Origin of the sequence: Sphingobacterium sp. N143 (assembly GCF_030325625.1) — a bacterium.
Taxonomy (GTDB): domain Bacteria; phylum Bacteroidota; class Bacteroidia; order Sphingobacteriales; family Sphingobacteriaceae; genus Sphingobacterium.
The window spans coordinates 725,262-750,931 of the sequence record NZ_JACAIS010000001.1 but is presented as its reverse complement, the minus strand read 5'-3'; the positions used below and the strand labels follow the sequence as shown (position 1 = coordinate 750,931).

The 25,670-nt window shown below is 41.1% G+C and carries 23 protein-coding genes; 13 read left to right on the top strand and 10 right to left on the bottom strand.

Going from position 1 to position 25,670, the window contains the following annotated elements:
• Positions 1–132: 132 nt before the first annotated feature.
• Entirely contained in the window at positions 133–1,323 is a 1,191-nt protein-coding gene (locus HX021_RS03270; protein WP_286588326.1) for a chloride channel protein, read from the top strand.
• A 219-nt stretch (positions 1,324–1,542) separates the two neighbouring features.
• Positions 1,543–2,130: a hypothetical protein gene (locus tag HX021_RS03265; RefSeq protein WP_286588324.1), complete on the top strand. Its 588-nt coding sequence runs from the start codon at positions 1,543–1,545 to the stop codon at positions 2,128–2,130.
• A gap of 82 nt (positions 2,131–2,212) precedes the next feature.
• Here HX021_RS03265 and HX021_RS03260 read toward each other — a convergent pair whose 3' ends face one another.
• The 3 genes from HX021_RS03260 to HX021_RS03250 form a co-directional block, all read right to left on the bottom strand.
• Positions 2,213–3,466, bottom strand: coding sequence for an amidohydrolase (locus HX021_RS03260; protein ID WP_286588323.1), 1,254 nt, complete (start codon positions 3,464–3,466; stop codon positions 2,213–2,215).
• Between the two features lie 76 nt (positions 3,467–3,542).
• Positions 3,543–4,394 (bottom strand): AraC family transcriptional regulator, encoded by an 852-nt coding sequence (locus HX021_RS03255; protein ID WP_286588321.1) that lies wholly within the window; start codon positions 4,392–4,394, stop codon positions 3,543–3,545.
• Between the two features lie 98 nt (positions 4,395–4,492).
• Positions 4,493–4,888, bottom strand: a complete 396-nt coding sequence (locus tag HX021_RS03250; RefSeq protein ID WP_286588319.1) for a hypothetical protein — start codon at positions 4,886–4,888, stop codon at positions 4,493–4,495.
• A 154-nt stretch (positions 4,889–5,042) separates the two neighbouring features.
• On the opposite strand from HX021_RS03250, the gene HX021_RS03245 reads away from it, so the two are divergent.
• Genes HX021_RS03245 through HX021_RS03235 form a run of 3 tightly spaced genes read left to right on the top strand, consistent with a single transcriptional unit; the run spans position 5,043 to position 7,268 of the window.
• On the top strand, positions 5,043–5,663 hold the full coding sequence (locus tag HX021_RS03245; RefSeq protein WP_286588317.1) for a hypothetical protein: 621 nt from the start codon (positions 5,043–5,045) through the stop codon (positions 5,661–5,663).
• A gap of 9 nt (positions 5,664–5,672) precedes the next feature.
• Complete coding sequence (locus HX021_RS03240; RefSeq protein ID WP_286588316.1) at positions 5,673–6,035, top strand: hypothetical protein; 363 nt, start codon at positions 5,673–5,675, stop codon at positions 6,033–6,035.
• A 21-nt stretch (positions 6,036–6,056) separates the two neighbouring features.
• A complete protein-coding gene (locus HX021_RS03235; protein ID WP_286588315.1) occupies positions 6,057–7,268 on the top strand; it encodes an oxygenase MpaB family protein in 1,212 nt (403 codons plus the stop codon).
• On the opposite strand, the gene recR is transcribed toward HX021_RS03235, so the two are convergent.
• On the bottom strand, positions 7,265–7,879 hold the full coding sequence (gene recR, locus HX021_RS03230) for a recombination mediator RecR (protein WP_286588313.1): 615 nt from the start codon (positions 7,877–7,879) through the stop codon (positions 7,265–7,267). The two genes, HX021_RS03235 and recR, sit on opposite strands and share 4 nt — an antisense overlap.
• A 115-nt stretch (positions 7,880–7,994) precedes the next feature.
• On the opposite strand from recR, the gene HX021_RS03225 reads away from it, so the two are divergent.
• Positions 7,995–8,699: an LOG family protein gene (locus HX021_RS03225; RefSeq protein ID WP_286588519.1), complete on the top strand. Its 705-nt coding sequence runs from the start codon at positions 7,995–7,997 to the stop codon at positions 8,697–8,699.
• A gap of 1,050 nt (positions 8,700–9,749) precedes the next feature.
• On the opposite strand, the gene HX021_RS03220 is transcribed toward HX021_RS03225, so the two are convergent.
• A complete protein-coding gene (locus HX021_RS03220; protein WP_286588311.1) occupies positions 9,750–11,204 on the bottom strand; it encodes an exonuclease domain-containing protein in 1,455 nt (484 codons plus the stop codon).
• 353 nt (positions 11,205–11,557) lie between these two features.
• Between HX021_RS03220 and HX021_RS03215 the strand changes: the two genes are divergently transcribed.
• On the top strand, positions 11,558–11,839 hold the full coding sequence (locus HX021_RS03215) for a GNAT family N-acetyltransferase (RefSeq protein WP_286588309.1): 282 nt from the start codon (positions 11,558–11,560) through the stop codon (positions 11,837–11,839).
• Positions 11,840–11,949: 110 nt separating this feature from the next.
• On the opposite strand, the gene hutG is transcribed toward HX021_RS03215, so the two are convergent.
• Genes hutG through hutH form a run of 4 tightly spaced genes read right to left on the bottom strand, consistent with a single transcriptional unit; the run spans position 11,950 to position 17,780 of the window.
• Positions 11,950–12,939: a formimidoylglutamase gene (gene hutG, locus HX021_RS03210; RefSeq protein WP_286588308.1), complete on the bottom strand. Its 990-nt coding sequence runs from the start codon at positions 12,937–12,939 to the stop codon at positions 11,950–11,952.
• Complete coding sequence (gene hutU, locus HX021_RS03205; protein WP_286588306.1) at positions 12,936–14,954, bottom strand: urocanate hydratase; 2,019 nt, start codon at positions 14,952–14,954, stop codon at positions 12,936–12,938. The genes hutG and hutU overlap by 4 nt, the downstream gene beginning before the upstream one ends.
• Positions 14,938–16,206 carry an imidazolonepropionase gene (hutI, locus tag HX021_RS03200; RefSeq protein WP_286588305.1) on the bottom strand — a complete coding sequence of 423 codons (1,269 nt, stop codon included), beginning with the start codon at positions 16,204–16,206 and terminating at the stop codon, positions 14,938–14,940. The genes hutU and hutI overlap by 17 nt, the downstream gene beginning before the upstream one ends.
• Before the next feature lie 11 nt (positions 16,207–16,217).
• Positions 16,218–17,780, bottom strand: coding sequence for a histidine ammonia-lyase (gene hutH, locus HX021_RS03195; protein WP_286588304.1), 1,563 nt, complete (start codon positions 17,778–17,780; stop codon positions 16,218–16,220).
• Between the two features lie 77 nt (positions 17,781–17,857).
• Between hutH and HX021_RS03190 the strand changes: the two genes are divergently transcribed.
• Entirely contained in the window at positions 17,858–18,748 is an 891-nt protein-coding gene (locus HX021_RS03190) for a LysR family transcriptional regulator (protein WP_286588302.1), read from the top strand.
• 18 nt (positions 18,749–18,766) lie between these two features.
• Here HX021_RS03190 and bioB read toward each other — a convergent pair whose 3' ends face one another.
• A complete protein-coding gene (gene bioB / locus HX021_RS03185) occupies positions 18,767–19,756 on the bottom strand; it encodes a biotin synthase BioB (protein WP_286588518.1) in 990 nt (329 codons plus the stop codon).
• A 155-nt stretch (positions 19,757–19,911) separates the two neighbouring features.
• Here bioB and HX021_RS03180 point away from each other — a divergent pair, with 155 nt between their 5' ends.
• From HX021_RS03180 to HX021_RS03160, 5 genes are all read left to right on the top strand, one after another.
• Positions 19,912–20,202: an antibiotic biosynthesis monooxygenase family protein gene (locus HX021_RS03180; protein ID WP_286588301.1), complete on the top strand. Its 291-nt coding sequence runs from the start codon at positions 19,912–19,914 to the stop codon at positions 20,200–20,202.
• 109 nt (positions 20,203–20,311) lie between these two features.
• A complete protein-coding gene (locus HX021_RS03175) occupies positions 20,312–20,818 on the top strand; it encodes an S-ribosylhomocysteine lyase (RefSeq protein WP_286588300.1) in 507 nt (168 codons plus the stop codon).
• Positions 20,819–21,463: a 5'-methylthioadenosine/S-adenosylhomocysteine nucleosidase family protein gene (locus tag HX021_RS03170; RefSeq protein ID WP_286588299.1), complete on the top strand. Its 645-nt coding sequence runs from the start codon at positions 20,819–20,821 to the stop codon at positions 21,461–21,463.
• Positions 21,464–21,657: 194 nt separating this feature from the next.
• On the top strand, positions 21,658–23,841 hold the full coding sequence (locus HX021_RS03165) for a bifunctional alpha,alpha-trehalose-phosphate synthase (UDP-forming)/trehalose-phosphatase (protein WP_286588298.1): 2,184 nt from the start codon (positions 21,658–21,660) through the stop codon (positions 23,839–23,841).
• On the top strand, positions 23,841–25,655 hold the full coding sequence (locus HX021_RS03160) for a glycoside hydrolase family 15 protein (RefSeq protein ID WP_286588297.1): 1,815 nt from the start codon (positions 23,841–23,843) through the stop codon (positions 25,653–25,655). The genes HX021_RS03165 and HX021_RS03160 overlap by 1 nt, the downstream gene beginning before the upstream one ends.
• The last annotated feature ends 15 nt before the right edge of the window (positions 25,656–25,670 follow it).

The window sequence follows — 25,670 nt, the reverse complement described above, 5'->3', positions numbered from 1 at the left end:
AACTTTTACCTTTGTGCCGATTTAAAGTAAAATACTATGCAAGGTAATACGGCACATCGGAAAAAAATCGTCCGATATAGCTATTTAAAATTAATTGGAAGTTCAGTTTTTGTAAGCATAATCTGTTGCTTAATGGCGTACAGCCTAAAACATATTACAGGATATATACAGGATGAAATATTTGAAGGAGTTACTGCCTGGGACCATAGATTATTCATTATATTACCGAGTGTAGGTATTACGGCCATCTACTTTTTACGGAAATATGCTTTTCAAAACAGAAAAAATAAAGGAATAAAAGAAATTTATACGACATTGGAAACCAGAAAGGATCACCTGCCTTTCTTTAAAATCCCTTCACACTATATCAATGGTTTTCTGACGGTAATTTTCGGTGGATCAACTGGGGTCGAAGTTTCCACAGTTGTCGCGACAGCCACCGTAGGAAACCAGGCTTATAAGAGGCTTCATCCGGCCTGGGCTTACAAGACAGAATTGATCTGCGCAGGTGTAATTGCCGGCGTAACATTATTGTTTGGCAGTGCATTGGGCGGTTTTCTATTCGCTTTTGAAGTTATTGCCAGAAAGTATAATAAAACTTTGTTAATAAGTGGCATCAGTTCAATGCTTGTGGCTTCCGTATTTGTGTATTATATAGATTCCAATCCATTGTTTACGTTCACCGTAACCCAATGGCAATGGAATGCTATTCCCTTTATTATGATATTAGGAATTATAGGTGGTTTTTTAGCCCTGTATTTTACCAAGATTGTTATCTATGCCAAGTCATTCTTCGGTGGAATAAAGAATAATTTTATCCGTGTCAATCTAGGAGCCATAACAGTAGGTACTTTTATCTTCTTTTTGCCGGCATTGTATGGAGACAGTTATCATGGGCTTGGTGAAATCTTAGAGAACAGCCTGCATGGTTCTATCAATTTATTTTATTTTCTGCCCTTAGTATTACTTGTCTTACTCAAACCTCTTGCAGCATCACTTACATTGGGCGCAGGTGGAGATGGTGGTGTTTTTGCACCTAGTATCGTTACTGGCGCATTGCTGGGCGTACTCTTTGCCCAGTTTTGCAATCATTACTTTGGCACGCATCTTATTGTCATTAACTTTGCACTCTTTGGAGCAGCAGCAATGCTTTCAGCAGCGATCCACGCACCTTTTACCGCGATATTTATTATTGCGAGCTTGGTACCATCCGGATATTTACTGCTAGCTCCTTTATTATTGAGCAGCATAATTGCCAAAGTACTGGCAAAGAAAATCTACCCTTATAATGTATATACCTATAAAGAAGTAGCCCATAGTTAAACAGGCACTACTTGCCGGTCAGTTCATAAAATAAAAGCTGCTCCATTAGTATTGAAGCAGCTTTTATGCATGATAAAAAATCAATCTTCCCAGCTTCCAGCAGCCTCAGCATGTTTTTTGGTCAGAATCTGACTGTTCAAATAGCATAAATATCACGGTATTCCGGGAGAAAGGTCTGTAAATTAAGTGCTAATTTTACAGCATCAATTGATGGATACCATGGAAATAAAATCATTACCCATTGCTTTTCTCATATTTTGTATCATGGGCTGTACAGGCTCAAACCGGACTATTCCTGTGTTAGCGTCACAGGACAGTCAATTCGGAGATACGGCAAAATCAATAAAAACTCACGATCCAATACAGCCAGTTGCAAAACACGATCCGGCAAAAGAATGGTTAGTACAGATCTTTGACTGTGAACATGGCACGCAGGAAAAGTACTGCTACAATCTTGCGCAAGAAGATACCTTATGTACAGCACGCTTTAAAGAATTTTTGCACGATAGCAACGAAATCTATGGCCCCACAAACCTGACTGAAGCCGAATTGGTAGAAGCAGAATCGAGATATAAAGCAAAGTGGGCCAAAATATACTCTTTATACACACAAGAGATGTGGCTGTTTGGAAGAGGAAATGATGATCCCCTTCATGTTAACAGTATTGAGGTCAAGGAGCTGTCGGACAACCGCTATACGCTCACCATCGATTTTGCGGATCATATCAAGACGATGAACGAAGTGCAGCTGGTACAAGAAAACAATGCTTACAGGATTGATTATTGCAAAACCACTTTTATAGATTGATTCAGCAATCCACCTGGTTTCTACAAAAAAAAATGCCACTTTTATCATGAAGTGGCATTTCTTTTTGTAGATCGTGGTCCCTCTATAGCTGTTCTTCGAGATCCCATGTGACCGTGTTCCCCTTATTCAACAATCCTGCAACTGGAGAAATTCGGGACACAGCCTCGGCCGAACAGCTTGCATCCACCAATAGAAAGCTCGCTTCATCCCCTACTTTAGGCCATTCAATATTCCCTTTTTCATCAAGTGGCACCTTACCGTTCGTGGCATAACGTAGACAGCGGGATAAATCGAATTCTGTTTCATAGCCATATAATTGAGCTGCTAAATTTGCTTTTTGCAACATATTTCCACTGCCAAATGTCCCCCAATGATCCTGTACGTTATCATTCCCGGTATATACGCGCACCCCAGCATTCCGAAGTTCGGTAAATGGCATCATCATATTTCGGAAAGGAACAGAACTGGCAATTCCAACCTGGGACGCAGCCAGACGTTCAGCGGTATAGGCCAGATCTTTTTTCGACATAGATCCCAAAGCAAAGGCATGACTGATAAATGTCCGTCCCTCTAATTGTGGATTTTCAAGGACTTTATCAATCAAATAATGGATCGTTTTATAGCCCGATTCCCCACCCTCATGGAGATGAATATCAATACCTTTGTTATTGTCAACAGCAAGCTGAATGGTGAAATCTATTGGCTTTTCGATACTGCCATCAATACTGTAGGGATCCAAACCACCTATAAAATCAACTTGAGGCCATTTTGCTACTTCTTGCATTAGTCCAGTTGAATCGGTATAGTACAGCCCGTGTTGCGGAAAGGCGACTAATTCGGCTCCAAAGGAGTCTTTTACATGATCAAGTGCTTGCAATAGGTGTTCAAGTGACGCTGTGCCTGAAGTTGGGTCCACATTAAAATGTGTCCGTGCGAAATTTGTCCCATAGCCCTGTAAAAGCTTTATCAGCAACTCAGCCCGCTCAACAGAAGTTTTGAGCAATTCAGGAATAATCTTCTGTTCCTGGGCAATCATATCTTTTACCGTTCTATTTTTTGGAAATACTGCTTTCCATGGCAATCCATACAATGTTTTATCCAAGTGGATGTGCATATCCCTAAAAGCAGGCAATGCCAGTTTCCCCTTTGCATTGAAATGTTGATTTCCAGCGGTTTCTTTGGCTGGATCAATAGTTTTTATTTTCCCATTTTCTATCTCGATGTCAAAGAGTGCTGTTTTGGTCGCCACGATTTCTTCTTTTTCATATAGAAATCCCGTTTCCAATCGCACATTTCGTAATATATAGGGGCTGTTAGTTTGGTTTATTTTATTCATGACCATATCAATTTATCCAAAACTAAGGGATTTACAACATTCATCGTTGTATAAATCATGACAACTTGTGTATATATTATGGCTGGGACTTAAATTGGCTGGGGGTCATGTGCGTATGACTTTTGAAAAATTTGCTAAAACTCGCATTATCATAAAAGCCTAGGTCAAATACAATATCTTTAATCGTTTTATCGGATACCTTAAGCAATCGCTTTGCTTCCAACAATACCCTATTCTGGATTAAGGAAGATGCGGATGCCTGGAATATTTTGTTGCTCAGAACATTGAGGTAGTTTGCAGAAATATTCAATCGCTCAGCATAGAACGCAACAGATCGTTCTGTCTTATACCATTCGTCAATCAACTGGACAAATTTAGCCATTATAGGATTGTCTTGGTAGGGTTCATAATCATCAAAATTATCCTGAACAACCTTACTGATCAGCAAGGCTATGACTTTTACCCGACCATAGATCAATTCCCACAGAATATCCTTATCTTTCAGTTCATATGAAATTGCTCGAAACTCTGTCCATAAAGCCTGAAAATGATGTTCAGAGAGATCAATCACCAAATGCTTCAGGTAATAGGAAATCGGAAAGCGCAATGCAGGCAAAAGACTTTCAAACCATGAGCGGCTGATCATCAGCTGAAGCCCATGCGTTGGGTCTACCATCCGCCAATGATGCACCTGTCCAGGAAATATAAGGTGTAATTGACGTGTTCCCAAAGAGAATGTACTGAAATCGATGGTATGACTCCCAGTAGATTTTTCAAATAACAGCAGGATAAAAAAGTCGTGCTTATGTGGTTCTTCAATTTCCCGCTTGCCAACAAGTTCATGGAAAAGCAGGTGCCGATCAGACATGACTCCATCATAAAACTTCTGTAGATCCAATATTGGAAAATGGTCGGTAGGGTGATACATAAATAGTCCAAAAGATAATTGATTAAATATAAAAAACAAAAAGGAACAATTGTATATTAAAACAACTGTTCCCTTTATAATTCTTCGTGGCGTATCACTTACTTTCTTTCGCAATCAGCCGTCCATACACGATCATCTTTTGTGTACCCAATGGTGAGTTTACCAGCATCTATCCGAATGGCTCCAGTACCAGCCGAACCAATACTGATCAGAACATTGCCCTTCTTCTCAAAATCCACGCCATTGAGGTCAGGAATTCCATTCCCAAAGGCAAAATTATAACTATCACCAAATTTGGTTACTGTAATTACCCCATTCCCAGAGGCTACGTCCTTGCTGTCGTCTTTTAGGTCATCAAATGCGATGGTACCTTCATATTTTCCAATAAAAATATCATTATCAGCCGGATCATCGTCTTTACTACAGCCTGTAAATCCGACCAAAATGGTCAAAATAAATACGCCTAAACCTAAGATTTGAATGAATTTTCTCATAATTAATGTGTTTAATGCAAAAATATAGTTACTTTGATTTCTGTTTAGTAAAAATCAAAGGTTGTGCCATGTATAAAATTTTGGTTATACAAGGTAGGGATCAACAGACAACAAATTGATTATAAACAACTTTAAAACATTATTCACCCCCGATATGCAGATTGAATTTGGAAATAACTTTTATGAATTGATTAGCTGGGATAAAGATTATGTACAGATTCAGGGCAGCGCTTCACCTTACCGGATCTATGCGCCACCTTATTATGATATCGTCTCCTTAAAACAGTATATCCACTTGCATCCACCGCAAGGAAACATACAAGAACTTCCCTATGTATATTTGGACCATCCCTATCATTTATTTCAAAAACCTTATCTGGTCAAAATTTACCATGCTTCAGCAACGGCAACAGTAGAACTTACCACAACCAGCCTATGTGTGACACAAAGACCAACCGTCAATACAATGAAACTGTTGCATCATTGGAAACAAAGACATCTATACAATGAATTGACCAAATTGATTGCCTATTGGGAGGAGCAGTTGGACAATTATAATGTGACCGAGATCCGAATCAGTAGCAGCATGAAAACATACTATAGCATTCGCGGATCTAAGATCAGTTTTTCACAACGTCTGATTGATTTGGACCGGGAACAGGTCAATTTGATTATTTTGATGGCATTTTGTAAATTTTCAAAAAAAACGAAACAAGCTTCCGAAGCTATTTTTAATTTATATATCCCCAGATGGCGGGAAATAGTTCCACAATAACATCATCCTATGACAGACAGAAAATTACAATTTCAGGTGACCACAAACAGCAGTATGGAATCTCTTGTACGGGATCCTATCCTGTTCCTTGAACTACTAAGTAAAGAACAGTGCCAACTGATTGCAGACCAAGTCGTCAGTCAGCTGGAAAATCAGGATGGCGCCCCTACTTTAATCGATTTGTACATTGATCACATTTTGTTTGAGGCCAAAAGCTCACAAGGTTCATTTCGACTGCATTTCAAAATTGCCCGACAGTTCTGCTGTAGTGATCTATCTTCCTGTCAAACAGACTATATAGACTTCCAGTTTAAAAAAGATAATTCAATCCTATATATAACAGGAAGTTATATATATTGGGAGATACAATAATTTGGGTAAATATGGAAATAAATGCAACCTATCAGTGTTAATACCTTTCTTTCAAATATGCAAATTCCTGAACGTTATGAAATCAACCGCACTGCTTTCCAATACTATTGGACAAAAGGTATCGGTGCGTCTTTGTTGGATAAACTAACAGAAAAACCTGTACTGTCTGACGCTAACAAATTGATTCCCTTATTGTATCAAAGCGATGACAGCTGCGACCAACTTGTTAAGAATTTACATTTAAAAATAGGCTTTACCCAGGGGCAGCAATTCATTGCTGATTATTTGCAAGGGAAATCCGTCCCAGATCTCTACAAAAGCTTAATTTCGGATTTCATCGCTAGGTTACCGCTGGAACCTGCATGGCTGGACTGGAATAAATTACAACAGGGCGTTGCGATCAGTCAGCGATCAGGTCTATCCGGGCTAATTGTATTACGGGATTATTGCTTAATGGGCGGATATGAATCGAGTGCGATCAATAAACCGCTGATCTTTACGGGAGCATTAAAAAAGGGGGCTGTGAAGCGCCTAACGGAAACCGTTACTTTTTGGGTGGATATCACCGGCGACAATGCCCTAAAAGAAGGAGGCATTGGCATTGAAGCTATACTCATGACCCGCTGTATACATTCATTCGCCCGGTTAAACCTGCTCAAATATGGGGGATGGAAAATAAACAAGTGGGGAATTCCGCTGAATACCTGGGATATGTTGGCCACGAATTTAGGTTTTTCTTTAGTTTACCTAATAGGATTGAAGCAGATGAAATTCAAGATATTAAAAGAAGAAAAGGAAGGGCTATTCCACCTTTGGAAATACATTGGGACACTGCTTGGTATCCCGGCGGACTTTTTACCTGACTCTGAGGAGGAGGCGATCAAGGCATTGTATTACTGGACCATGACCCAAAAAGGGGGTGATGAGGATAGCATAGCACTGGCTCAGGCGCTCATGGAAGAGCCCGTAGACGCAGCTTATCCAAGGTCTAAATTTGGTCGAAGACTCATGCGGGAAATCCATCTGTATTATAACAATCACCTCTTGGGGCGGTATTCCTGTAATTTGCTGGGACTGGGAAAAACTATAATTGGACAAATTGCTTATTTCAATATCCTCAAGAATAAACGGGCTAACAGCCGCATCACAGAACCTACATGGAGGCAGAAGCAAATCATAAAAGGCAGAAAAGTTCACGAACATGTTAAGCAGATCTATTTGACCTATAATTAACCGACATGACGCTCATAAGGTACCCGTGTGGCAATCGACCTTCCTAAAGTTAGTTCATCAACATATTCCAGTTCGCCACCAAATGCAATCCCACGTGCTATTGTGGTGATCTTCACATTAAACTCACGCAATTTACGGTAGAGGTAAAATATGGTTGTATCTCCCTCCATGGTAGCCGATAAAGCCAAAATAATTTCTTCTACTTCACCCCGTTGAACGCGATTGATCAATCCTTCGATTTTCAGATCCGCAGGGCCTACCCCATCCATGGGCGAAATGAGCCCTCCTAAAACATGATATACCCCCTGGTAGGAATTGGTATTTTCAATAGCCATGACATCACGGGTATCTTCCACCACACAAATGAGACTTTTGTCCCGTTTAAAGGAAGCACAGATCTCACAGGTGGTATGATCCGAAATATTAAAGCATTCCTGACAATACTGTATATCTTCCTTCAATCGGTCCAGAGACGCTGTAAAACGGGCTACATCAGCATCAGATTGCTTCAAAAGATGCAACACCAGTCTTAATGCAGTCTTTTGTCCCACCCCTGGTAATCTACCGAATTCTGCAACAGCATTTTCAAGAAGTTTAGAAGAAAAATTCATAATGCAAATGTAAGAATAATCGCAAAGAGTAACTAGTTTTAAAAAAATAGCTATATTGTATTCCTTTTTGAAAAAAGGTGTATTAGATATTTAATGTATAAAGTACTATATGGACATTACAAAAGAAGATAAAATTATCCGTGCATTTGAGAATAAAACTTGGCAGGAAATTAAGGTAAAGGACTCATGGCAGATCTTTAAAGTCATGTCGGAGTTTGTGGATGGATTTGAAAAGTTAGCTAAAATCGGCCCTTGCGTATCGATCTTTGGTTCGGCACGTACACCCCGCGAACATAAATACTATCAGATGGCCGTAGACATAGCAGCGCTATTGACCGAGCGCGGTTATGGTATTATTTCGGGTGGTGGTCCAGGCATCATGGAGGCAGCAAATAAAGGTGCCCATGAATCTGGAGGCAAGTCTGTGGGGCTCAATATAGAATTACCCTTTGAACAATTTCACAACAAATATATAGACAGAGACAAATTATTAGAATTTAAATATTTCTTTGTCAGAAAAGTCATGTTCATGAAATACTCTCAGGGCTATATCGTGATGCCAGGTGGCTTTGGAACCATGGATGAACTCTTTGAAGCGATTACATTGATACAAACAGGCAAGATTGCCCGGTTCCCAATTGTATTGGTCGGTTCCGAATACTGGAAAGGCCTGATGGATTGGGTGCAAAATACGATGCTGTCAAACAAGTATATCAGTGAGGAAGATTTGAAGCTTTACCGTATCGTCGATACAGCTGAAGAAGCTGCTGACCATATTTTCCGTTTCTATGATAAATATTTATTGAAGCCAAACTTCTAATAGTCGAGTATTCAATAACATATCAAAAAAAAGCATCCAAAAAATTGGATGCTTTTTTTTATGATTGCATAGGTCCCTATTAAGGCCATGGTGATGCGTATCGCTTTATCATGTTTACACACTTTTAGTATAAAGAAATATTTGCAGTATAAAAGTTAAAAATAACAGGCTTTATGAACGTCTTCGCTAGCCATATTTTGGTACGGCTGTCATCCCGTACAGATGGAAGCACTTGTCAAGTACTGATGAAGTACTTGTCAAGTATTGATGAAGTACAGATATAGTACTATTTCAGTACGTAGAAAAATATACTTGAATAGTACTATGTACGTGCTATTGAACTACTGAAAACCGGCTGATGGTAAAGAATGGCAGTCTAGCTGAGATTAACTATTAAACAACTCCCATAACTCAAAGAAATGCACCTATTTATGCTAAAGCTGCAACATTCACAACCTACTCGCTGGCACATGGCGCTGGTAGATTGAATTTGCATAGACCATTTACGATCATAAAAAAAGGGCCTTAAGGCCCTTTTATATATAAAGATATGGATAAGATATACCGTAGCTACTTTTAGAAAACGCCCCATCCTTTGTTTACTAATTCCGCTGTTACAGTATGCAGTAACTAAAGTAGCTGAAATTAACCCGTCAGAGAAAAAAATGAGGGGGACAAAAGGGGGACAAAACACAAGACACTGACAGCTAAAACATTACAATAGAAACCTGAGTAACCTAAAATGGATATAGCGGTCAAAACAGCCCATTGAATTATAAAATAGGTATGCCTTTAATCAACTAGAAGATGTAAAAAAAACAGTAAAATCACGTCAGGTTCCCAAAAAAAAGAAGACCTGAGGTTGGGAGCCCCAGGTCTTAACTAACCAATTATTAACCTAAATTATGAAAAGTCTTTTTAAATATTCTACATCTAGATTATTTCAACTATTAGACCAAAAATAAAAGCAAACTTCCTTTTCACATTTATTTAACAGATTACTGAGATTGATATGACGAACTGCTTCTTTGACTCTTTCTAACCTAGCCATCACCAGGCATGAAACAGACTATGTTCGGCCCTTCTGTCATAAGATGATTCAGCTTCTGCCGCCACCCTTTGACCTATGGTATCTTTTGCAAAAAAACACACTTTATCCGGATATCTTTCTGCTGTCTGCCTAATTAATTCCATCATATAATGATTGCTTTGGTAGGTTTTTACTTGCATACTGATATCCTCAATATCATTCCACTGACAATATTGATCAATATACCCCATCCCATAAAAATGTCCATCCTTCACCACAATACAACTTTTTTCTTCGGCATTCCTTCCTTTGTCAAGGAGTACATAGGAAGGGCGCTGCTGCAACCATTGATCAATACATCTTTCCACGCGTGTATTATGCAACTCTCTATCTGGCAGTGGGCTGTTTCGGACCGATTTTGTCGCCAAACTGGCACTGCCAAATTGACAAAAATAGGGACAGATATCTCCTGTGCGCATGAGTGACTGCAACAATTGAATAGCATCATATTCCCGCTGAAATAACTGAAGACAATCCTGGCCCCTGTTTATTTTATCAATGGCCAAATGCAGGTATCCATTTTGGTCCTCATAGCAAAATAGACCAAATTTGGGCTCGTACCGCTTCAGTGCTCTATTGTATTTAGGCCATAACCTTTTTATCTCTGCACATTCCAACAATAAGGACATCAATTCAGTACCACAATACTCATAGCTTATATGATAGATTTCTTTTAAAAAGTGCTGCCTTTGTGCCTGAATATTGTTGCCCGTGAAATGAGACAGCACCCGCTTCTTAATATTTACTGCTTTTCCAACGTAAATAACCCGGCCCGCTTGATTATGAAAATAATAAACGCCAGGCTCATGCGGAAGTTGTTCAAACTCCTTGAGATTCAAATTGGGTGGAAACCGTTGTTCAATAGACTTGTGCTTGATCATGTCTTGAAAAATCTGTTCTGTGTCCAAGGCGCGCAGATAGGCAAAGAGAATAGCAGTAGCATCGGCGTCCCCTCCTGCCCGATGTCGATTTTCGATCGGTATATCCAGATAATCACACAAACGGCCCAAGCTATACGATAGTAGGCCTGGTCTTATTTTTCGTGCATAACGTACCGTGCACAATTTGATGGATGACCATTCTATTCCCGCTTCTTGCAATTGAAAACGGACAAAAGAATAGTCAAAATTCACGTTATGGGCAACAAAAATTCGATCCTTTAATAAACTGTAAACATGTTCCGCCACTTCTTCAAACAATGGCGCGTCCTTGACCATATCATTGTCAATGCCAGTAAGTGCAAAAATAGAATTAGGAATATCCTTCCCAGGATTTACCAAAGTTTCCCAACGGCCCAAAACTTGGTTACCATCATGGATAACAATGGCGATCTCTGTAATTCGGCTCGACTTTGCATTCCCACCTGTGGTCTCGATGTCCACAATGGCAAACTCCTGTTTTTTACTTCTATCCATAATAGCTCCTCAGAACAAATATACTAACATTTTTAGTATATCAATATCTTTTTTTGTGTTTTGCACATAGCAATCAGCAGCAGACTTACAGTCCAATTAAAAATCCCCAAACTGTACACAGTATGGGGATACCAATTATTAACCTAAATTATGAAAAATAGAAAGTTCTATTACTGTGTCAATATACAATATTATTTAACTCGGTGAATACTGACAACAGATTTATTACAAAGGCAGACACTGTTATAATTCAGTCAATTTTTAACCATATGTGTATGGATCAACAGTACAGGTAGGTTGGTTCAGTAGTTTTTTTTATTTTGCACTATGTTATACATTAAATTTTATCATCGATGGAAGTAGTACATAAAAACGAAGAAAAGCATGGTAGCTTTGAAGTGATGGATCAGGAAAGGTCAGTTGCACAGATGACGTATACTTGGGCTGGTCCAACAAAATTCATTATTGACCATACTGAGGTTAGCGAAAACTACACAGGCAAAGGTTTAGGAAGACAAATGCTCATGGCGGCAGTGGCTTTCGCACGAAAGGAGCACCTGAAAATTCTACCACTATGTCCATTTGCAAAATCAGTTTTTGACAAAGAGCCTGAAATTGCAGATGTGCTTTTCTAAGCGCATGCCATATGCTGTTAGGCAGTATTTTGATTTCCTTTTAAATACTGCCTAACGATAAAACAATGTGAATAAAACAGATAACAACACAATATTAAAGTCAATATTAACTAAAAACGCTTTAAAAGTTTAAAAATAAGATCTGCAGCTAGTTTAGCTGTCCGGGCATCAATATCAAACGTGGGATTTAATTCGGCCAAGTCCACTGACTTTAAATTGGGAAGTTGCAGGATCACATCGTACAGGCTAAAAAACAGCTCATCTGGAATGATGCCATTAAAGGCTGGTGCACTCACACCTGGAGCATATGGGGCTGCAAAAACATCGAGATCAATGGTCAAATAAACGTAGTCTACCTCTTTTGCAAAAGCCTCAATCTGTTTACGGATACTATTGAACCTGCTGGAGACGATAGCTTCTCGATCGATGATCTGCACCCCCTTGGCCTTCGCATAATTGATAAGCCCTTGGGTATTACTGATTTCCTGGATGCCCATGGCCAAATAATGAAACTTTTCCCCGGCAGCCATCTGATCTTGCGCGATCTGATAAAAACCAGTGCCCGAATTGCCCTTTCCTTCAGGCCATTCACGCATATCCAAATGGGCATCTAGATTAATAATCCCTACTTGACTGTTTGTATGCTGTAAAAATTCCCTGATCCCCAAATAATGGCCGTAAGTCACCTCGTGCCCGCCCCCCAACACCACAGGAAATCCACCTTGATTCAAAATGTGGGCAAGAGCCTTTCCCAATGCCATTTGAGAAAGCTCTAAATTATTATTTTTCACTAAAATATCACCTGCATCTTTAAGCCTAACTTCATCTGAAAAATGAACAGGGAGATTGGCCAAAATAGAACGCAATGCCATTGGTCCTTCAATAGCTCCCACCCGTCCCTGATTACGAGCAACTCCTTCATCGCTACAAAAGCCCAGAAACGTGACCGAATGCTCAAGATCTGTATTCCCATGGAGGTTCACACAGTCGATCTGCTGATGCCAACGCAGCCAATCTTTATCCTGACCATCCATGCGTCCTTTCCAGTTCCCCGTATCGGCACTGCTGTACAGATCGGTTTGATTTAACATAAAACTCATTCTCCTTTACTAAATAGTTGTTCAATAAGCATATCATCCACCAACTGCGAACGGGTAACCTGCAGTCTGGCATTTTTTGCCATGGCATTATCCAGCGCCTGATTTGCTTCTTTATTTCTTGCCCAGGCACGTCTGGCAATGCCATTATTCACATCAAAATACAGCATTTTTTCGAGCTTGGCATCTGCTGAGGAAGAGCCATCGAGCAGCATGCCAAAGCCGCCGTTGATAACTTCGCCCCAACCGACTCCTCCTCCATTATGGATGGAAACCCAGGTTGCTCCCCGAAAGCTATCCCCGATAACGTTATGGATGGCCATGTCAGCAGTAAACTGACTGCCATCGTAAATATTGCTCGTTTCACGATAGGGCGAGTCTGTGCCACTCACATCATGGTGATCTCTACCCAGCACAACTGGTCCTGCCAATTTACCGTTTCGGACCGCTTCATTAAAAGCTTTCGCCAGCGCTATACGGCCATTGGAATCGGCATACAAAATACGGGCTTGTGATCCGACAACCAATTTATTCCGACCAGCCTCCTTTATCCATTGGATATTGTCGAGCATCTGCTGTTGAATCTCCGCAGGGGCGACTGCCTGGAGCTCCATTAATACCCTGATAGCTATGCGATCCGTTTCTTCCAAATCTGTGGATTCGCCGGATGTACATACCCAGCGAAAAGGTCCGAATCCGAAATCAAAGCACATTGGCCCCAAAATATCCTGAACGTAAGAAGGATACCGGAATTCCCCTTCTTCCAATCCAGCGACCTCAGCTCCTGCCCGACTGCTCTCCAGCAGAAATGCATTTCCATAGTCAAAGAAATATGTGCCTTTGGCAGCATGCTTATTAATAGCATCGACATGTCGAATTAAAGTCTGCTGGACAAGCTGCTTAAATCGCACTGGATCATTGGCGATTAAAGCATTCGACTCTTCAAAAGTGAGGTCCATCGGATAATACCCGCCAGACCAGGGGTTATGCAGGGATGTCTGATCAGAACCAACGGTGACATCAATTTTTTCCTGGTCAAAAGCCTCCCATACGGCCACGACATTACCAATAAAGGCGAAGGAAACAGTTCGCCGTTCAACCATTGCTTGCCGCACCTGGATGACCAGTTCATGGATATCATCAATCAAGACATCTACCCAGCCCTGTTCATGTCTTTTCTGTGCTGCCGCCGGATTAATTTCGGCACAAACGGTAATACAGCCTGCAATATTACCTGCTTTGGGCTGCGCACCGCTCATGCCTCCCAGACCAGACGTCAGAAACACTTTCCCCTGGATACTGTCACCAGCAGCAAGCTGCCGTCGGAATGCATTCATCACAGTAATTGTAGTACCGTGAACAATTCCCTGTGGGCCTATATACATATAGGAGCCTGCGGTCATTTGCCCATATTGCGTCACACCAAGAGCATTATAACGCTCCCAGTCATCCGGTTTTGAATAATTGGGGATCATCATCCCATTGGTGACCACTACCCTTGGCGCCGATTCAGATGAAGGAAATATCCCCATGGGGTGACCGCTATACATATGCAGGGTCTCCTCATCTGTCATCTGCGAGAGATATTGCATCGTAACAAGATATTGTGCCCAATTTTGAAAAACAGCCCCATTTCCACCATAGGTAATTAATTCATGCGGATGTTGTGCTACTGCTGGATCCAAATTATTCTGGATCATCAGCATAATTGCCGCAGCTTGCCTGCTTTTTGCCGGATAGCTGTCAATCGGACGTGCATACATCGCATATTCGGGTCTAAAACGATACATATAAATCCGTCCATAGTCCCGAAGTTCTGCCAAAAACTCAATCGCCAATTCGGCATGCCATGATGCTGGAAAATACCGGAGGGCATTCCGCAATGCCAGCTTTTCTTCATTTCTAGAAAGAATATTCTTTCGCTTAGGCGCGTGACTCACGGTTTGATCACGGTCTGCCTTAGGCGGCAACTCCGCAGGAATGCCAGCCCTGATTGCTCTGCTAAATGTACTGTCCATCGTTGTTATTTGAAACTACTTCTTTCCCATCTTTCCATACCGCCGCTGGCAGCATACTTCCCTGGTAATAAGTGATATTTTGATAATTATCTGTCTTGTATAGTATAAAATCTGCCCGCATTCCGGGGACTAATCTCCCCCGATCATGGAGCCCCAATGCTTTTGCTGCACGAAAAGTTAATGCAGAAAGTACTTCTGCATTGGTGAGCTTTTCCATGGTGGCCAATATACAGGCACTGGTCAATAACTGGCCCATTGGTGCAGAACCAGGATTCCAGTCACTGCCGATGGCTAAACATGCCCCTGCATCCAACAGTTTTCTGGCTGGTGTAAAATCGCATCCTATGCCCAGAGAGGCTGCTGGCAAGGCGACAGCAACAGTAGTTGATTGTGCAATTAAATCAATCTCGGTGGATGTCGATGCTTCCAGATGGTCAGCAGATCTAGCTCCGAGTTCGACCGCAATCTGGCTTCCTGAAGTGGTAAATTGATCTGCATGTACGGTTAAATCAAAGCCCATTTCTTTTGCTCTTTGCAAATATGGTTTTATCACATCTGCCTGAAATGCTGTTTTTTCAATGAAAGCATCCATCCTATTGGACAACTGTTCCGTTTTCAACAGTGGAAAAAGAACCGTTTCCATCTGATCGAGATACTCCTTTGCTCCGCCATCAAAATCTCTGGGAAGCATATGGGCCGCTAAACAAGTTGGGATTAAGTCCGCATCCGTCATCCGATTAGCAGTTTTTATAGCACTGAGGATCTTAAGTTCTTCTTTAACCTGAAGACCATAACCACTTTTAACTTCAATAGTTGTAACACCCTGACTCAGTAAAAATCGGGCACGTTCAACGGTCAATCGTACCAATTGGTCTTCTTTACTTGCTCGCGTATGCGAGACGGTATTCCAAATACCACCTCCTGCTTCCGCAATCTCCAGATAAGAAGATCCTGCATTACGAAGAGCAAAATCATTTGCCCGATTACCAGCATAGGCAATATGGGTATGGCAATCGATAAAACCAGGTAAAGCAACCTGACTTCCCTCCGTACAAACAAGTTCAGCCTGTTCATGCCATCGCTGGTATAATGAGTCGAAGTCACCAATTTCTTGAATTACGCCGTTCTGCAATACCATTCCGGCATGTTCCACTATCTGCAATTGTTCATCCTTGACAGCGCCTTTTTCCGGTATACCATCCAGCGTCAGCACTTGTCTCAAGGGGCCAATAAGTATTAATTTTTTTTCCATTGAGACTCCGTTTAAAATGTATCAAAACGCGCTATCAACGCATGGTTCAAATCATCCTTCAGCCCATGTTGGTGACGTAATGCAATCAATTCTCCTGATTTAACCAATGCAAGGGCATTCGTCAACAATTCTTCCATGGGCTGATCGGATTCGATATGGGGAATGGATTGACGGATCCTTTCATGGATTGCTTCCAATGCAGCCGTGGATCTTAAGGGTTGATGATAATCCTTGGCCTGTGCGGCACATAGCAATTCGATACTCAAGATCTTATCCACATTATCAATCACTTGCAATAATTTTCTACCTGAAATCGACCCCATGCTAACATGATCTTCCTGTCCCAAGGAAGTAGGTATGCTATCTGCGCTCGCCGGAAAGCACAAGCCCTTATTTTCACTTGCAATGGCTGCCGTACTGTATTGAAGAATCATAAAGCCCGAATGAAGTCCTGTCGATTTCATCAACAGTTTAGGAACACCATTGGTTTGACCTTCCAATGATAAATAAACTCTGCGATCGGCTATATTTCCAATTTCCGAAGCCGCCAGTGTGGCGTAATCTAATGGCAATGCGATCGATTGACCATGAAAGCTACCACCGCTGATCGTAAGCTGGTCGTTAATAATAACCGGATTGTCGGTCACAGAATTGATCTCTATTTCCATGGTTTCCTTCAGGTGAAGCCAAGCATTACGGGATGCGCCATGCACCTGTGGAATACAGCGCAAAGAATAAGGGTCTTGTACACGGGAACAGTTTTTATGGCTTTCCAAAATAGCTGATCCATTGAGCAGTCCATAAATGTTAGCTGCGACATGGCGATTACCTGAGTGCGGTCTTAACTGATGCAATTCACTGAGAAAAGGTTTGATAGAACCATTTAAGCCTTCAATCATCAAGGCCGCTATCAGATCTGCATTCTGAAGTACCCGGTTGAGCTCGCTGACTGCCTTTACACCATGCGCAGCCATAAATTGGGTGCCATTGATCAATGCCAATCCTTCTTTTGCCCCCAGTTGAATGGGTTTCAAGCCCTGCTCCTTTAAAATGCGATCTGTAGCGTAGATCTCTCCGTTGACATTGACCTTACCCAAACCGATCAACGGTAAAAACAGATGCGACAATGGTGCCAAATCGCCAGATGCCCCTACCGACCCCTGTTTGGGTACCACCGGGATAATATCCTGTTCTATATGCCAAATAATACGCGCTATGGTACTGTACTGAACACCAGAAAAACCTTTTGCCAATGCATGCACTTTGAGTATCAGCATCAATTTAGCCAAATCATTGGTAATGGGTTCACCAACACCAACGGCATGACTCTTCAGAATATTTTCTTGTAATAATTGGGTCTGATTGGCATCAATCAATGTGGTACATAAGGGTCCAAATCCTGTATTAATACCATAGACAGTCTCGCCACGTTCCACAATTTGCCGAACGCAGGAAGCACTTTGTTCAATGCTGGCCTTAACGGCTGGAGATATCTCGCCTTGAACTTCTCCTTTTGCTATCGCCAATGCAATCGAACAGGTCAAATGCTCACTCCCATATAAAAATTTTTTCATTGTTATAACTGCTTTAATCAAATTTAGCCGCTATATTTGATAATTAGAAATACCATCTTAATCATCAATTGATAACCATGAATTATCAGATAGAACTTAGACATCTGCTCTATTTTAAGATTTTGGCGGAAGAATTGCACTTTCGGAGAGCTGCAGAACGATTATTCATTGCACAACCGGGTTTAAGTCGGCAAATCAAGCAATTGGAAGAAAATTATCGGGTAACCTTGTTTGAACGCAATAAACGGAATGTTGCCCTGACCGAGGCCGGAAAATATCTCTTTGACGAAGTGAAAGAACTATTCAGGCATTTAGATCAGATTGAAACACAGCTCCAAAGCTTGGCCAATGGAAAGATCAGTACATTAAAGTTAGGTTTTATAGGATCAGCGGTACAAACAATTTTACCACAATTATTGGTTACTTTAAAACAGAAACAACCGGACATTGAATTGGCCTTGCATGAACTTGCCAATGAGGTACAGCTGGACATGCTGCAAAAACAAGAACTTGATTTTGGCTTTGTACGCCTTTCCGAAGCGCCCATGGGCCTGAACAGTATACCGATATATACCGAGCATTTCAGTCTGGTACTCCCCAATACTCATCCGGTATTACAACAGGACCGACTAAATCTGTATGCACTAAAAGATGAATCGTTCATTCTTTTCTCCAAAAACTACAGCCACTCCTATTACGACCTGGTGATGAGCATTTTTCAGGATCATCAATTTACACCGAAGGTGACACTTCGAACGGTGAATGCGTTAACGATCTTTAATATGGTGGCTCAGGGTTTGGGTGTGGCGATTGTCCCCTCTTCGTTAAAAAACGGTTACCACGTGAATGTTACTTTTCTGGAACTGGATGCCTTGGCTCAACGGACCACGCTATCACTGGTATGGAATACCCAAAATCGAAATCCGGGCATTCCATTTGTCCTAGAAATCTTTGCATCGCAAACATAAAGCCGGACGAACAACAGATCAATTCGTCCTTTTCATCGGCTTTAAGCCCAGATTTTCCAGCATGATGCGATCATCCACTATACTGGGATTTGGGGTCACCAATAGTGTTTCGCGTTCTCCAGTAAAGATTGAATTTGCGCCAGCCATAAAACACCAGGCTTGCTCCGTCTCAGTCATTTCTAACCGGCCTGCACTTAGCCGGACCATGGATGCTGGCATCACAATTCTTGCCGTGGCAATCATCCTGACCATATCCCATAGGGCCACCTTGGGATTGTTCTCCAAGGGCGTACCCTTTACTCTTGCCAAAGCATTAATCGGTACTGACTCTGGATGCTGCTCCATATTTGCCAAGGTTCGGAGCATCGCCATACGATCTGCGTGGGTTTCTCCTAAACCAATAATACCACCGGAGCAAACCGTTAGCCCTGCTTGGCGCGCATGGTTGATGGTTCCAATCCGTTGATCAAATTTGCGGGTTGAAATAATTTCTTCATAATATTCTTCTGAAGTGTCCAAATTATGGTTATATGCATGTAAACCGGCTTCTTTTAAACGTATAGCCTGTTGTTCAGTAAGCATACCCAGTGTACAACAAACCTCCAATCCAATTTCATTGACTCCTTTGACCATTTCGATGATCCGATCAAAATCCCTGTTGTCCCTTACTTCACGCCAAGCAGCCGCCATACAAAACCGAGATGCTCCATTATCTTTCGCTTGCCGTGCATGCGCTAATACCGTAGCCGTCGACAACAAAGACTGCACCTGGATATCTGTATGATAACGTGCAGCCTGCCCACAGTAGGAGCAATCTTCGGGGCACCCTCCTGTCTTGACCGACAATAAGGTGGATAACTGTACTTCATTTGCCTTGTGCCATGTGTGATGTACCGTAGCAGCTTCGTATACCAGTTCGAGAAGAGGACGCTCATATATTTCTAACAGTTCTTCTTTTGTCCAGTTATGACGCAATTCTTTCGTACTTATTTCGTTGATCTCTTTCATAGCATTACCATTGATGATTTTGCATGCAAAAATATCCTTCATTCTTTAGCGGATAAATAGTCCGGGTAAAATAAAAAATATGGTCCGGACAGATTTTAAGAAATCAGTGGAAAATTTAATATATTTACATAATAACATTTAAATAAAAACAGCTTATGATTCTAGAAGTAGCGGTACTACAAATTATTGCGGGACAACAGTCTAATTTTGAGCGTGATTACCAAACAGCCTGTCAATACATCAGTGCAAGCAAAGGCTATATCAGCCACTCATTGCGTAAATGTCTTGAAAAGGATAATCAGTATATTTTATTAGTCGAATGGGAAACCTTAGCGGATCACACGGTGGGCTTTAAAGAATCACAATTGTTCAAAGAATGGGAAAAACTATTGCATCATTATTATGACCCTTTCCCTACCGTAGAACATTATGAAATGTTAAAATAACTGGACAGTCCAGCTATTTCAATAATATCTAGTATCTTTGTAGAAATTTTACAGTCAACTTTTAACCCCTATAAGGCCACGGGCGTTATAGAAAAATGAATAGATAAAGATGTATACGAAAGAAAAAGCTAAAGTAAATAGTTTCACGGTAGATCATACCAAATTGAAACAAGGCATCTACGCTAAAGCCTCCGCGACGAATAATAGTAACCTGGATAGCTATACGACCTACGATATCCGCATGATAAGACCCAATTCACCGGAACGTATGTTGTCTCCAGAAGTAATGCATACATTGGAACATTGTTTTGCCACAGAAATCAGAACTATTTTGGGCGACGAGGTTATTTACGTGGGTCCAATGGGATGCTGCACGGGTTTTTATGTGGTCCTGGCTGGTACAGACAAAAGTCCGCAGGATGTGGCTGGATTGATGAAAGAAGTCTTAGAGACAGTGCTTACACCGGGCTATGAGGTGCCATTTCAAAACCCCATCAGCTGTGGAAATTATACCTTCATGGACTTTGATTCTTCAAAACAAGCTTGTGTCAATTTCTTGCATTTAATTGATGCAGGAGAGCTAGCGTTTGAATACCCATATATTGAAGAAAATTAGATGATTCTAAATAAAGATATTGAAATAATCATTTTGGTAGCAAACAAAAATGAACTGTCTTTTACTACCGAAAATAAATCAACCTTTATCTATGAAATAGGTGTGGGAAAGGTCAATGCAGTCTTATCGTTGGCAACGCTGTATGAAGAAATCAACCTATTGGGAATCCAGCCTGTCCTACTGAATGTGGGTACTGTGGGGTGTACCAGATACCCGATAGGTCATGTACTTTATCCGGCCTACTATGCTCAGGGCGATGCATATACGGAAGGCTTTTTTTTAGAGAACACCTTATTTCTAAAAGGACAAGGATTGATCGAATCGATTTCCATGGCGGAATTCAACTATGAAGAAGCACTGTTGACATCCGATCGTTTTATCAATGTAAACACCGCTTTTTATCAAGATATCAAGCATTTTAACCCCTTAGCATTCGATATGGAATCTTATGCCTTGGCAAATTTTTGTCACCTCAAAAATCTTCCTTTTTACAGCATTAAGATTGTTTCGGATAATTGCGACGGCACAGTAAAAGACTGGGAAAGTATTCTTGGTGAAATTTCGGGGCGATTGGGACATATTCTGGACCGATTTATCAAAGAACGTTTATGTCAAGAAAAAATAGGTATCCCGGATATTTCATAAAATTTAAATTTTATTTTTTTTAAAAAAGGCCTGTAAAAAATTACAGGCCTTTTTTGTTTTCTTAATTCTGCTATTATTATTTGAATTATTCAAAACTATTCTGGTTAGGAATTGTTCAAATACATGGATTACTGCCTCATCGTGATAGTCAATACAGCTCTTCCGAACGACAAATAAATCGATCCAATATTTTTATGAAGAATAAAAAGAAAATAATAATTTCAAATAGGTTGCCGATACACATAGAACGAAAAAAAGAAAAACTAATCATCACACCAAGTGCAGGAGGTCTGGCCACAGGTCTCAATTCGGCTTTTGATCATAATGAAATTCTCTGGGTGGGCTGGCCTGGAATAGTTCCAAAAGACGACAATGAGAAATTTAAAATTATTGAGTTGCTCAAACCCATGAACCTGCTTCCTGTTTTTCTGTCCAAAGAGGAGATCCGTAACTTTTATGAGGGCTATTCAAATGAAGTCCTGTGGCCGATATGCCATTATCAGCCGAGCTATATACATTTTGACCGCGAATACTGGACCACTTATGTTACTGTGAACAAAAAATTCTGCGAGGCTGCATTATCTATTCAGCAGCTTTCGGATTTTATCTGGGTACAGGACTACCAGCTCATGTTGCTCCCCCAGCTTTTGCGTCAAGAAAAACAGGATCTCAATATTGGTTATTTTCACCATATCCCCTTTCCTTCGGAAGAACTGTTTATGAATATCCCCCAGCGGAAGGAACTTATAGAAGGGCTCCTGGGAGCTGATCTTGTTGGTTTTCATACCTTCGCTGACAGCCAAAACTTCCTGAATGCCTGTAAAAAAATACTACACGTTCCCGCCGGACATAATCAATTAAAGTATAAAGACAGGCATATATTTATTGAATCATTTCCAATGGGAATTGATTTTGATAAATTTGTTCAGACGAGTACCCTCCCAAACGTCAATGCAATTGCCGATCAGTTCCGAAGCCATTTTCCGGATCAAAAAATTATTATTTCAGTAGATAGACTAGACTATAGTAAAGGGATCTTGGAAAGATTACGTGCATTTCTGACTTTTCTGGAAAAGTATCCTGAATGGCATACGAAGGTGGTCTTGTATATGCTCATTGTCCCCTCCCGCGATAAAGTTTCACAGTATAAAAAGCTCAAGGACGAAATTAACCGAAAAGTCAGTGAGATCAATTCGATCTATGGAAACCTAAGCTGGACTCCAGTTCTCTATTTTTACAAGTCCCTCCCATTTGAAGAATTAATCGGGTTATATGTCGCCTCAGATATATGCATGGTCACATCAACCAGAGATGGGATGAACCTGGTCAGCAAAGAATATATGGCCTGTAAAACTATGTCCAGTGGGGTTTTAATCCTGAGTGAATTTGCTGGTGCTTCGAAAGAGCTTGTTGATGCGCTCATTATCAATCCTTTCAATCGATCAGAGACAGCAGATAGCATTTATCAGGCGCTCAAAATGCCTCCTGAAGAGATCCGTGAACGTATAGATGCCAATATCCAGATCATCCAAAAGTTCAATGTCCAGCACTGGGTTCAATTATTTTTGACCCGCTTGGCCGAAACAAAAGCTATTCAACGGGATGAATGGGCCCGGCGGATTTCAGATAAAGTCCTTCAAAGTATTGCTGAAAGATACCAAAGAAGTCACAATCGGCTATTCTTTTTAGATTATGACGGCACGCTTGTAAAGTTTCAAAATCATGCTCAAAAGGCCAGCCCTACAGTCCTGCTGTACAATTTATTGGATAGTATCATTTCGGACCCGCTTAATACCTTGGTCATTATCAGTGGGCGTTCTCAGGAAAGCCTCTCCAGTTGGTTTGATGGACGCTCTTATTATTTAGTGGCTGAACATGGCATATGGTCCAACTTCCCCAACTTCAATTGGTCTTATAAAAAGGGGCTGGCGCTGCACTGGATGCCAGAAGTCAAAAAATTAATGGAAAAATTAGCGGATCAGACCCCCGGCGCCTATATCGAAACAAAACCTTATTCGCTAGCCTGGCATTACCGCAAAGTGGAACTCGGTTTGGGCGAGCTCAAAGCCGCTGAATTAAAGGAAATCTTAAGCCCTATGCTACATGATTATGGTTTGCAACTCCTCGATGGAAATGCTGTTATCGAGGTAAAAAACACAGAAGTCAACAAGGGAAAGGCCGCTCTGGAAATTGCCGGTCATATTAAAGCTGATTTTCTATTGGCTATCGGAGATGATGTTACGGATGAAGATCTGTTTAAATATTTGCCCCACTCGACCATAAGCATCAAGGTAGGCAACAACAAATCTGCTGCGAAATACTATTTGGACCAGCAAGAAGATGTACTACAATTTTTAAATCAACTTATCATAAAGTAATGAGGGAGAATACGACAACAAACAGACACCTTTATCAGGCTGGTATTATTGGAAATTGTTCATATATAGCCCATGTTGGAACTGACAGCAATATATCTTGGCTATGTTGGCCTTCTTTTGAAGATAGTTTTGTGTTTGGTGGTCTTATCGACAAAGATCAGGGTGGTTCCTTTACCATTAAACCTGAAGAAGAAGTACTGGAAACAAAACAGTATTATATTAAGAATTCCAATATCCTGTGTACGGAAATTCATACGGAATCATTTGCCTATCGCATTACAGATTTTGCACCACGCTTCGAACAGTTTGGCCGATATTTCAAACCATTGATGTTGATCCGCAAAATAGAACCACTCCGCGGTGCGCCCAGTGTGCGTATCCGATGTCAGCCGACCGGTAATTATGGGCGTCATGTTTTAAAACCTACGAGAGGCAGTAACCATATTCTGTACAGCAATGATACGATTGGTGAACGTATCCGTTTAACAACGGATTTACCTATTTCACATTTTTTCCAAACCGATAGTGGGACAATCATCAGCGAAAACAAGTATCTGATACTTACCTATGATGCTGCTTTCGAATCTGCTATTGCCAGTACCTGTGAAGACTTCCTAAATAAAACGTTAAGTTATTGGCAACGCTGGATAAAGCGCTGCAGTATCCCAAATATCTATCAAACCGAAGTTATCCGTTCCGCTTTGGTCCTTAAGCTGCATCAATATGAAGACACCGGTGCTATTATAGCGGCATCAACGACCAGCTTACCCGAACATCCAGACTCGGGAAGAAACTGGGACTATCGGTATTGTTGGGTGCGCGACAGTTATTATGTGCTGACGGCACTGACGCATATTGGTCAATTTGAAGAAATGGAAAGTTTTGCCAACTATATTGCGGGCATAACACATCACAATCCAGGAAGGCTTCAGCCTCTTTATGGGATATTGGGGACTTCTGAACTGACAGAGCATATTCTACCTTATCTGAAAGGTTATCAAGAAAATGGCCCAGTGCGCATTGGCAACCAGGCTTTTGAGCACATTCAGAACGATGTGTACGGCCAGGCAATGATCGCATTGCTGCCTTTGTTTACAGACCAGCGATTTAAGATTCATGAAAATAAAAATGTGCTGGGTTGGGTAAATTTCATTCTGGAAAAAATTGAAGCTACTATTGATGAAAAAGATGCGGGAATCTGGGAATTCAGAAATTTTGCCAATCATCATTGTTATTCCAACTTATTTCAATGGGTTGGATGTAAGGCTGCCCTCCTTATAGCCCGTCAAAATGGTTATAAAGACATGGAAGAAAGAGCAACTATTTTACTTAAAAAGGCGGAGGTCTATATCGAAGCCTGTTACGACGAGGAAAGAAAAGTATATCAGAATGCCCTAAACAGCCGGAATCTGGATGCCAGCACACTACAATTAATTGTTATGGATTACTTGGAGCCAACCTCAGACCGGGCACGCCAACACCTGGAAATGCTAGAAAAAGAACTAAAGGGTGAGAATGGGCTTTTTTACCGCTATAAGCATCAGGATGATTTCGGTAAGCCAAAGTCGACCTTCTTGGTCTGTGCCTTCTGGTACGTAGAAGCTTTGGCTTGCGTGGGCAGAATCGAAGAGGCCAAAGAAATTTTAGAAAGACTACTTAGCTATAGCAATCATCTGGGCTTGTTTAGTGAAGATGTCACTGAAGATAATGGTAGTCAATGGGGTAATTTTCCTCAAGCTTATAGCCATGTGGGCTTGATGAATGCAGTTTATCGGCTGGCAATCAAGCAGGATAAGCCAATTTTTTCCCTATAAATAACAGAACAACAA

Excerpts from the sequence above, each read along its gene's own strand:
- hutH (WP_286588304.1), bottom strand. The coding sequence starts at position 17,780 with ATGAAAAAATTTTTATATGGGAGTGAGCATTTGACCTGTTCGATTGCA.
- HX021_RS03235 (WP_286588315.1), top strand. The coding sequence starts at position 6,057 with ATGCAACCTATCAGTGTTAATACCTTTCTTTCAAATATGCAAATTCCT.
- HX021_RS03260 (WP_286588323.1), bottom strand. The coding sequence starts at position 3,466 with ATGAATAAAATAAACCAAACTAACAGCCCCTATATATTACGAAATGTG.
- HX021_RS03220 (WP_286588311.1), bottom strand. The coding sequence starts at position 11,204 with ATGGATAGAAGTAAAAAACAGGAGTTTGCCATTGTGGACATCGAGACC.
- HX021_RS03250 (WP_286588319.1), bottom strand. The coding sequence starts at position 4,888 with ATGAGAAAATTCATTCAAATCTTAGGTTTAGGCGTATTTATTTTGACC.
- HX021_RS03265 (WP_286588324.1), top strand. The coding sequence starts at position 1,543 with ATGGAAATAAAATCATTACCCATTGCTTTTCTCATATTTTGTATCATG.
- recR (WP_286588313.1), bottom strand. The coding sequence starts at position 7,879 with ATGAATTTTTCTTCTAAACTTCTTGAAAATGCTGTTGCAGAATTCGGT.
- HX021_RS03240 (WP_286588316.1), top strand. The coding sequence starts at position 5,673 with ATGACAGACAGAAAATTACAATTTCAGGTGACCACAAACAGCAGTATG.
- HX021_RS03170 (WP_286588299.1), top strand. The coding sequence starts at position 20,819 with ATGATTCTAAATAAAGATATTGAAATAATCATTTTGGTAGCAAACAAA.
- hutU (WP_286588306.1), bottom strand. The coding sequence starts at position 14,954 with ATGGACAGTACATTTAGCAGAGCAATCAGGGCTGGCATTCCTGCGGAG.
- HX021_RS03160 (WP_286588297.1), top strand. The coding sequence starts at position 23,841 with ATGAGGGAGAATACGACAACAAACAGACACCTTTATCAGGCTGGTATT.
- HX021_RS03270 (WP_286588326.1), top strand. The coding sequence starts at position 133 with ATGGCGTACAGCCTAAAACATATTACAGGATATATACAGGATGAAATA.
- hutI (WP_286588305.1), bottom strand. The coding sequence starts at position 16,206 with ATGGAAAAAAAATTAATACTTATTGGCCCCTTGAGACAAGTGCTGACG.
- bioB (WP_286588518.1), bottom strand. The coding sequence starts at position 19,756 with ATGAAAGAGATCAACGAAATAAGTACGAAAGAATTGCGTCATAACTGG.
- HX021_RS03175 (WP_286588300.1), top strand. The coding sequence starts at position 20,312 with ATGTATACGAAAGAAAAAGCTAAAGTAAATAGTTTCACGGTAGATCAT.
- HX021_RS03255 (WP_286588321.1), bottom strand. The coding sequence starts at position 4,394 with ATGTATCACCCTACCGACCATTTTCCAATATTGGATCTACAGAAGTTT.
- HX021_RS03215 (WP_286588309.1), top strand. The coding sequence starts at position 11,558 with ATGGAAGTAGTACATAAAAACGAAGAAAAGCATGGTAGCTTTGAAGTG.
- hutG (WP_286588308.1), bottom strand. The coding sequence starts at position 12,939 with ATGAGTTTTATGTTAAATCAAACCGATCTGTACAGCAGTGCCGATACG.
- HX021_RS03245 (WP_286588317.1), top strand. The coding sequence starts at position 5,043 with ATGCAGATTGAATTTGGAAATAACTTTTATGAATTGATTAGCTGGGAT.
- HX021_RS03165 (WP_286588298.1), top strand. The coding sequence starts at position 21,658 with ATGAAGAATAAAAAGAAAATAATAATTTCAAATAGGTTGCCGATACAC.
- HX021_RS03190 (WP_286588302.1), top strand. The coding sequence starts at position 17,858 with ATGAATTATCAGATAGAACTTAGACATCTGCTCTATTTTAAGATTTTG.
- HX021_RS03180 (WP_286588301.1), top strand. The coding sequence starts at position 19,912 with ATGATTCTAGAAGTAGCGGTACTACAAATTATTGCGGGACAACAGTCT.